Source organism: Actinacidiphila rubida, assembly GCF_900110255.1.
Classification (GTDB): Bacteria; Actinomycetota; Actinomycetes; order Streptomycetales; family Streptomycetaceae; genus Actinacidiphila; species Actinacidiphila rubida.
In genome coordinates, this window is sequence record NZ_FODD01000111.1 from 1 (window position 1) to 1,133 (window position 1,133).

Below are 1,133 nucleotides of genomic sequence, written 5' to 3' on the forward strand. Positions count from 1 at the left end.
GCCGCCGCCGGCTCGACCGGCGCGGAGTTCGGCTTGACCGTGATCACCGGCACCCCCGCCGAGACCCGGGAGGTCGTGGAGAACGCGGCCGCGAACGCCGACTGCGTGGCCACCGGACCCTCCGCACCGGCCCGCACGTCCACCGCGTCGGTGATCAGCCCCGACCCCAGCCGCAACGCCAGCCGCGCCGCGACCTCCTTGCCCTCACCCGAGGACGCCACCAGCACCGCCACCGGAGCGACCACCTTCGCGGCGGCCTGCAACGCGTCGACCTTCGGCACCACCAGATACTCCGCGAACTGCGGCGCGTCCACCGCCAGCACCCGCACCGCACCGTGCTCGGCCAGCACCGGCGCGGCCCGCTCCACCCCCGCACCCAGGAACACCGCGACCGGCTCACCCAACCGCCGCGCGATCGTCAGCAACTCCAGCGTCGGCTTACGCACGACACCATCGACATGATCGACAACCACCAGAACATCAGCCATCACAACAACTCCTCCACCAGACCAACCGGACGACTACAGACACCGCACGAACGGCACGATCAGATGAACTTCTGACCCGCCAGGAACTGCGCGAGCTGCCTACCGCCCTCGCCCTCGTCCTTCACGATCGTGCCCGCACTGCGCGCCGGACGCGCCGCCACGGCCTCCACCACCGTCCACGCACCCGCCAGACCCACCGAACCCGCCTCGATCCCCAGATCCGACAGCCCCCACGACTCCACCGGCTTCTTCTTCGCCGCCATGATCCCCTTGAACGACGGATACCGGGCCTCACCCGACTGATCGGTCACCGACACCACCGCCGGCAACGACGCCTGCAACTCCTCACTGGCCGCATCACCATCACGCCGCCCCGACACCACCCCACCAGCCACCGACACCTGCGACAGCAACGTCACCTGCGGCACCCCCAACCGCTCCGCCAGCAACGCCGGCACCACACCCGCCGTGCCATCCGTCGACGCCATCCCCATCACCACCAGATCGAACCCCACCCGCTCGACCACCCTCGCCAACACCAGCGACGTCCCCATCACATCCGTGCCATGCAGACCCTCGTCCTCCACATGCACACCACGATCCGCACCCATCGACAACGCCTTACGCACCGCGTCCCGCGCATCC

1 protein-coding gene and 1 pseudogene are annotated in these 1,133 nt (G+C 69.7%); both read right to left on the reverse strand.

Annotated elements, in window-relative coordinates:
- Positions 1-488 (reverse strand): annotated as a pseudogene (locus tag BMW99_RS38970) (electron transfer flavoprotein subunit alpha/FixB family protein); the annotation flags it as partial.
- A gap of 59 nt (positions 489-547) precedes the next feature.
- Positions 548-1,133 (reverse strand): electron transfer flavoprotein subunit beta/FixA family protein (locus BMW99_RS38975; protein ID WP_069464526.1); only part of this gene is annotated, 586 nt, incomplete at its 5' end.